This is a genomic window from Streptomyces sp. NPDC055506 (assembly GCF_053643595.1).
The window spans coordinates 1-7203 of the sequence record NZ_JBSHKH010000219.1; the positions used below are offsets into that span (position 1 = coordinate 1).

General features: G+C 69.0%; 5 protein-coding genes. 3 read left to right on the top strand and 2 right to left on the bottom strand.

Annotated elements, in window-relative coordinates; all coding sequences use genetic code 11:
- Positions 1-21: 21 nt before the first annotated feature.
- Entirely contained in the window at positions 22-2139 is a 2118-nt protein-coding gene (locus tag ACWIF2_RS39370; protein ID WP_454366354.1) for a fructose-specific PTS transporter subunit EIIC, read from the bottom strand.
- A 447-nt stretch (positions 2140-2586) separates the two neighbouring features.
- On the opposite strand from ACWIF2_RS39370, the gene ahcY reads away from it, so the two are divergent.
- Positions 2587-4044, top strand: coding sequence for an adenosylhomocysteinase (gene ahcY / locus ACWIF2_RS39375; protein WP_454366355.1), 1458 nt, complete (start codon positions 2587-2589; stop codon positions 4042-4044).
- 120 nt (positions 4045-4164) lie between these two features.
- The gene (locus ACWIF2_RS39380; protein WP_454366356.1) at positions 4165-4779 is read left to right on the top strand and encodes a hypothetical protein; all 615 of its coding nucleotides are present in this window, start codon (positions 4165-4167) and stop codon (positions 4777-4779) included.
- A 37-nt stretch (positions 4780-4816) separates the two neighbouring features.
- Here the strand turns inward: ACWIF2_RS39380 and ACWIF2_RS39385 are convergent, their stop codons facing one another.
- Positions 4817-5782, bottom strand: a complete 966-nt coding sequence (locus tag ACWIF2_RS39385) for an RDD family protein (protein ID WP_454366358.1) — start codon at positions 5780-5782, stop codon at positions 4817-4819.
- Between the two features lie 128 nt (positions 5783-5910).
- Between ACWIF2_RS39385 and ACWIF2_RS39390 the strand changes: the two genes are divergently transcribed.
- The gene (locus tag ACWIF2_RS39390; protein WP_454366360.1) at positions 5911-6918 is read left to right on the top strand and encodes a stage II sporulation protein M; all 1008 of its coding nucleotides are present in this window, start codon (positions 5911-5913) and stop codon (positions 6916-6918) included.
- Positions 6919-7203 lie beyond the last annotated feature (285 nt).

Below are 7203 nucleotides of genomic sequence, written 5' to 3' on the forward strand. Positions count from 1 at the left end.
TCCTCCTACTCGACTACGCGACTACCCGACCTCGCGCAGCACCCCGAGGAGGGCCGATTCATCCGAAGCGGCCAGCAGCCGCTCCCGGAACCCGGCGTCCATCAGCTTCCGCGACAGCAACGCCAGAATCCGCAGATGCTCGTCACCCGCCGCCGCCTCCGGTACGGCGATCATGAACACCAGCCTCGCCTTCGTACCGTCCAGCGAGCCCCACTCGACACCCTGCGCGGACCGCGCGAAACCGACGACCGGCTCCGTCACCGCATCCGTCTTGGCGTGCGGAATCGCGATCTCCTCACCCAGCCCGGTCGTGCCCTGAGCCTCCCGCCGTAGCGCGGTCGCCACCAGCTCGTCCAGGTCCGCGACCTTCCCGGTCCGAGCCAGCAGCTCCGCCATCTCCCGGATGGCGGCCTCCTTGTCGCCCGCTTCGAGGCCGACCTTGACGGTCTGCTCGGTGAGGTGACCGGAGAGCACCTCGGCGGAGGCGCCACGGGTGTCGGACGGCTCGGGCTCTGCCACTTCATCCGCCACCGGTGTGGCACTGCCCGCAGCAGTAGCGGTCGTCGCCGACCCACGCACGGCCGCCTGCGCTACGGCGACCGCACCGCCACCGCCACTGCCACCGGGCACTCCGGCCGGCGCGGGCTCGAGCCCGGCAGCACCCGCACCGAAGCCCGCCTCCCCGCGCCGCTTGCGCTCACCCAGGTCGACGAGGGCCACCGTGGTCAGCGCGGTGACGACCGAGCCGATCACCACGGCCACGAAGAACATCGGCACGCCGCTCACCGCACCCAGCACGGCCACGATCGGCCCACCGTGCGGCACCGCGTCCTCGACCCCGGCGACCCCGGCGATCGCACCGGCGACCGCGCCGCCCAGCATGTTGGCGGGGATGACCTGCGCGGGCCGCGCCGCCGCGAACGGGATGGCGCCCTCGGATATGCCGAAGCAGCCCATGAACAGCGAGGCGAGCCCCGTCTCCCGCTCCTGCTCGGTGTACAGGCGCTTCCGTATCAGCGTGGCCAGGCCCTGCCCCAGCGGCATGACCGGGATCGCGGCCGCGCACATGCCCATGACCGTCTGGTTGCCGGTCGCGATCAGACCCGCCCCGAACAGGAACGCCGTCTTGTTGACCGGCCCGCCCATGTCGAACGCGATCATGAGCCCCAGAATCGCGCCGAGCAGGATCGCGCTGGTACCGGTCATCCCGCTGAGCCAGTCGGTCAGGTGCTCGAACACCCAGGAGATCGGCTTGCCGATGACGTAGATGAAGAACAACCCCAGAGCCGTGGTCGCCACGATCGGGATCACGATGATCGGCATGATCGGCTGCGCGAACTTCGGAACCTTGACCTTCTTGATCCACAACACCAGATACCCCGCGAGGAACCCGGTCACGATCGCCCCGATGAACCCCGCTCCCGCCTTGGAGTCGTACAGCTCACCGGTGTTGGCGATCCAGCCGCCGATCATGCCGGGCACGAGCGCGGGCCGGTCCCCGATGGCATACGCGATGTAGCCGGACAGGATCGGCACCATCAGCGTGAAGCCGATGACGCCGATGTTGTTCACGTCCATCCAGAAGGAGTCCTTCGGGATGACCAGACCGCCCGACGGGTCGGTGTGCCCGCCGAGCGACAGCGATATCGCGATCAGCAGCCCGCCGACCACGACGAACGGGATCATGTAACTGACCCCGTTCATCAGCGCCTTGTACCCGACGCTCCGCTCCTTGCCGCCACTGGTCGCGGGAGCCGTGGGGGCGCCCCCTGCCGCGTGCACGGGCGCCGACAGCACCCGCTCGATCAACTGCTCCGGGTGCCGAATGCCCTCCGCCACCCCGACGGTCAGGACCCGCTTCCCCGCGAAACGGCTCAGGTCCACGTCCTTGTCGGCGGCGACGATGATGCCGTCGGCGTGCTTGACATCGTTGTCATCGAGGACGTTTTCAGCCCCGATGGATCCCTGTGTCTCCACCTTCATCTCGATGCCGCGACTCTCGGCGGCCTGCGCGAGCTTCTCAGCCGCCATGTACGTGTGGGCGATGCCGGTCGGGCATGCGGTCACCGCGAGCAGCTTCAACCGCTGCCGCTCGCCATCGCCGCTGCCCGTGGGGGGAGGGCCGGCCGGACTGGTCACGTCGATCTCCTAACGCCTTTGTCGTGCGGAATCGCCGTCCCGGACGCCCCGCAAGATCGATCAGTTGTTCAGATCTCCCGGGCATCCTGCACCACGCCGCCGCAGACTCAAAGGCCAAAAGATCCCTGATGGTTCCGCTTTGTCGCCTCCTGCCGCCCGTTCGTTGGTGTCCTGTTATCGCGCCCATTCATCGCCCCGATGGCGCGATCTGTTCGGATGCGGACTGGGGACGGCCCGGCCTCCCGGTGTAGCTTGGGACGGAGCCAGACGTCGCTGCTGATGGCGGTCGGGCGGTCCCACCGCGGACCGGCCGAGGGAGAGAGGGCCTCCGACGGACTGCGCTGCGTGTACGCGGGCATGCCAGTGTCCTCCTTCGGGCACCCCTGTGTCCGCCGCCGCGCAGACCAGCCGTATACACCTCGACCCAACCCCGAGGAGCAGCTCGCAATGACGACTGTCGAAAACCGACAGGACTTCAAGGTCGCCGACCTCTCCCTGGCCGACTTCGGCCGCAAGGAGATCACCCTCGCCGAGCACGAGATGCCGGGCCTGATGGCGATCCGCAAGGAATACGCCGAGGCGCAGCCCCTCGCCGGCGCCCGCGTCACCGGCTCCCTGCACATGACCGTGCAGACCGCCGTGCTCATCGAGACCCTGGTCGCCCTGGGCGCGCAGGTCCGCTGGGCCTCCTGCAACATCTTCTCCACCCAGGACCACGCCGCGGCCGCCATCGCCGTCGGCCCGAACGGCACGCCCGACAACCCGCAGGGCGTCCCGGTCTTCGCCTGGAAGGGCGAGACCCTGGAGGAGTACTGGTGGTGCACGGAGCAGGCGCTGACCTGGCCGGACACCCCCACCGGCGGCCCGAACATGATCCTCGACGACGGTGGTGACGCCACCCTCCTCGTCCACAAGGGCGTCGAGTACGAGAAGGACGGCAAGGTCCCCTCGGTCGACACCGCCGAGAACGACGAGCACCGCGTCATCCTCGAACTCCTGAACCGCACCATCACCGACGGCTCCCAGAAGTGGACCCAGCTCGCCTCGGAGATCCGCGGTGTCACCGAGGAGACCACGACCGGCGTCCACCGCCTGTACGAGATGCAGCGCGACGGCAACCTCCTGTTCCCGGCGATCAACGTCAACGACGCCGTCACCAAGTCGAAGTTCGACAACAAGTACGGCTGCCGCCACTCGCTCGTCGACGGCATCAACCGCGCCACCGACGTCCTCATCGGCGGCAAGACCGCGGTCGTCTTCGGCTACGGCGACGTGGGCAAGGGCTGCGCGGAGTCCCTGCGCGGCCAGGGCGCCCGCGTGATCATCACCGAGATCGACCCGATCTGCGCGCTCCAGGCGGCGATGGACGGCTACCAGGTCACGACCCTCGACGAGGTCGTCGACAAGGCCGACATCTTCGTCACCACGACCGGCAACAAGGACATCATCATGGCCTCGGACATGGCCAAGATGAAGCACCAGGCGATCGTCGGCAACATCGGCCACTTCGACAACGAGATCGACATGGCCGGCCTCGCCAAGATCCCCGGCATCGTCAAGGACGAGGTCAAGCCGCAGGTCCACACCTGGACGTTCCCCGACGGCAAGGTGCTCATCGTCCTCTCCGAGGGCCGCCTGCTGAACCTGGGCAACGCCACCGGCCACCCGTCGTTCGTGATGTCCAACTCCTTCGCGGACCAGACCCTGGCCCAGATCGAGCTGTTCACCAAGCCCGACGAGTACCCGACCGGCGTCTACGTGCTGCCCAAGCACCTCGACGAGAAGGTCGCCCGCCTGCACCTCGACTCGCTCGGCGTGAAGCTGACCACGCTCCGCCCCGAGCAGGCCGAGTACATCGGCGTCCAGGTCGAGGGCCCGTTCAAGCCGGACCACTACCGCTACTGAGCCGCGCAGCCCGGCAGCAGGTCCTTCGAGGCAGGCCCCCGCACCCCCGTGCCGGGGGCCTGCCCCTTTTCCGGACCGGCGACCGGACCGGCCGGCCCGTCAAGCCCCAGGACGACCCCCATGCCCCGCGGCCGCTATTCGCTCCACGCTCCGCACGATCACACCCCCCTCGCGGAAGAACACTTCCACTGCGCCACCGGCCCCTCCGGCTGGCGCTACGTCTCCCAGCTGACCACCCCCTCGGGTGATCACCACGGTTCCGTCGACCTCACCCTCGACGAACTCGGCCGCCCCATCCGCCTCGAACTCCACGCCTCCGCCTGGCAAGTCCGCGGCGCCGCCCTCGACGGCGTCACCTGGGTCCGCACCGACCCCACCGGGATCGAGGCCACCGAAGGCAATGTGCGCGCCCACGCCTTCACCGGCACCTCCCCGGCGTTCCTCGTCGCCACCGCCCGTCTCCTGCGCCTCACCCCCTCCGCAGCCGCCACCCGCGTACGCCTCGTCGCCTTCACGGACCCGGTCCTCGCCCCGCGCACCGTGGACCAGTCGTGGTCCTTGCTGAAGAGAGAAGCACACGCCACTGACAACGGCCCCCTGACCGTGGACGAATACCAGGTCACAGACCTGGACACGGGCGAGCAGCACGCCGTGCACATCGCAGGCGACGTGGTACTCGCGGCCCCCGGCATCGAGCTTGAGGACCTCGAGTCACCGCCGTCTGCATTCACCTGAGCAGGCAGCCGCGGCTGAGCGGGCAGCCTCGCCCTCACTAAGTCGGCGGCACGAACCCAGTGCCGGGACGCTCACCCGCCGGAGCTTCCGGCGCCCCCACAGGCCGGCCCCCACCAGACGACTCGGACGCCGCACCAGGCGCAACAACGGGCGGCACATCAGCAGTCGGCGGCCCGTACGCGCCCGGAGCTCCATACGCGGCCGGAACTCCGTACGCGGCCGGAGGCCCTTCCCCAACCGGAGCGGGAGCCGTACCACTCCCGAAAGCCCGCCGAGACTCCCGCGCCTGCCGCTCCTGCACGACCGCCGCCAGATACGCCGCCGGCGGAACACCCTGCGGCACCGGAGCCCCCGTACGCTCCGCGAGATCCGAGGCCAGCCGCTCCGCCATCGACCAGCCCACCTGCGGATCCAACTGCTGCATACGCGTCAGGTACTGACGGACGGCGAGCCACAGCCCGTCGGGCACCGCGGACAGATCCAGCCCCGAGAACCGTCCCGCCAGCCAGGGCGGAGGAGGCGGCACAAACCCGGTCCGCGTGACCGGAATCCGCTCCCGTACGACAAGAGTCCCCGCGAACACATCTCCCAGCCGCCGCCCACGCGCCGACACGAACGAGGCGATACAGGCGATGATCCCGAAGGTCATGAGGATCTCGATCACCGCGATCAAGCCCCTCACCAGCGCATGCCGGAACCGGATCGGACCCCCGTCGTCCCGCACCACACGCAGACCGCACGCCATCTTCCCGAGCGACCGCCCGTGACTGAGCGTCTCCACCGCGATCGGCGCACCCACCAGCACGAGAACGAACGTCGCGATCGACAGAGCCGTCTGCGCGGCCTCGTCGAGCGAGGCCGTGGAAGTCACCAGCACGATGGTCACCGCCACGTAGACGGCCATGGCCGCCACAAGGTCGAGCAGCACGGCCAGCGCCCTGCTGGGCAGCCTCGCGGGGCGCAGCTCCAACGCCACAGCCTCGCCCGTCACCAGCTCACTCACGCCTGCCGTCCTTCCCCTGCCCTGCCCCGGACAGGGCCAGTCTGCCAAGCTGAGGGCGCATCGCGCCGCAGTACGACAAGCTGATCCACGACGAGTCGCCGACGAACAGCCGAGGAGCAGGCACACCGATGGACCTCGACGTCTTCGTCTCCGCCCACCGAGCGGAGTGGGACCGCCTCGAAGCCCTGCTGCGTCGCCAGCGCCGCCTCAACGGCGCCGAAGCCGACGAACTCGTCACCCTCTACCAGCGCACCGCAACGCACCTCTCCTTGATCCAGTCCAGCGCCCCCGACCCCCAGCTGACCGGCCGGCTGAGTCAGCTGGTGGCACGCGCGCGTAGCGCTGTGACAGGCACCCGACGTGCCTCCTGGCGCGACGTCACCCGCTTCCTCGCCCACGGCTTCCCCGCCGCCGTCTACAAGTCACGCCACTGGTGGGTACCCACCGCGCTCCTGTCCACGGCCGTCGCCGCGCTCCTGGGCTGGTGGATCGGCACCCACCCTCCAGTACAGGCGTCCATCGCGGCCCCCAGCGAACTACGCGAGCTCACCCGCCCCGGTGGCCAGTACGAGACCTACTACTCCAGCCACCCGGCTGCCAGCTTCGCCGCCCAGGTCTGGACGAACAACGCCTGGGCCGCCGCCCTGTGCCTGATCCTCGGGGTGTTCCTGGGACTCCCGGTCATCTGGATCCTCTTCCAGAACATGCTGAACCTCGGCATCGGCTTCGGCCTGATGTCCTCGGCCGGCCGACTCGACACCTTCCTCGGCCTGGTCCTCCCACACGGCCTGCTCGAACTGACCGCGGTCTTCGTGGCCGCGGGCACCGGCCTGCGCCTCGGCTGGACCCTCATCGACCCGGGCCCCCGCACGCGACGCACAGCTCTGGCGGAAGAGGGCCGAGCCGCCATCGGCATGGCCATCGGCCTCGCCCTGGTCCTCTTCGTCTCCGGTGCCATCGAAGGCTTCGTCACCCCGTCCGGCCTCCCCACCTGGGCCCGCATCACCATCGGGGTCGTCGCCGAACTGGCCTTCCTGGCCTACGTCTACGTCCTCGGCGGTCGTGCCGCCCGCGCCGGAGACACCGGTGACGTCGAGGCGGCAGAGCGCAGCGCCACCGTTCCGACAGCGGCCTAAACCTCCTGACGGCCACCGGATGTGCGACCACGTCCGTTCAGCTGCTAGTCTCCTCTTCGCCCCACAGGAGTCGTTGACACGGCGCTTGCGGGGAGGTAGATTCGAACAGTTGCCTGGAGATGGGTTCCACCCCAGACGGCGACAGTGAACATCTACCTGCTTCTTGAAACGCTGATTTCTTTGAAGCCACTCCCGATGAATCGGAAATGAGCGGCCGGTCAGTACGGCCCGAAACTTCTGATAAAGTCGGAACCGCCGGAAAGGGAAACGCGGAAGCGGGAACCT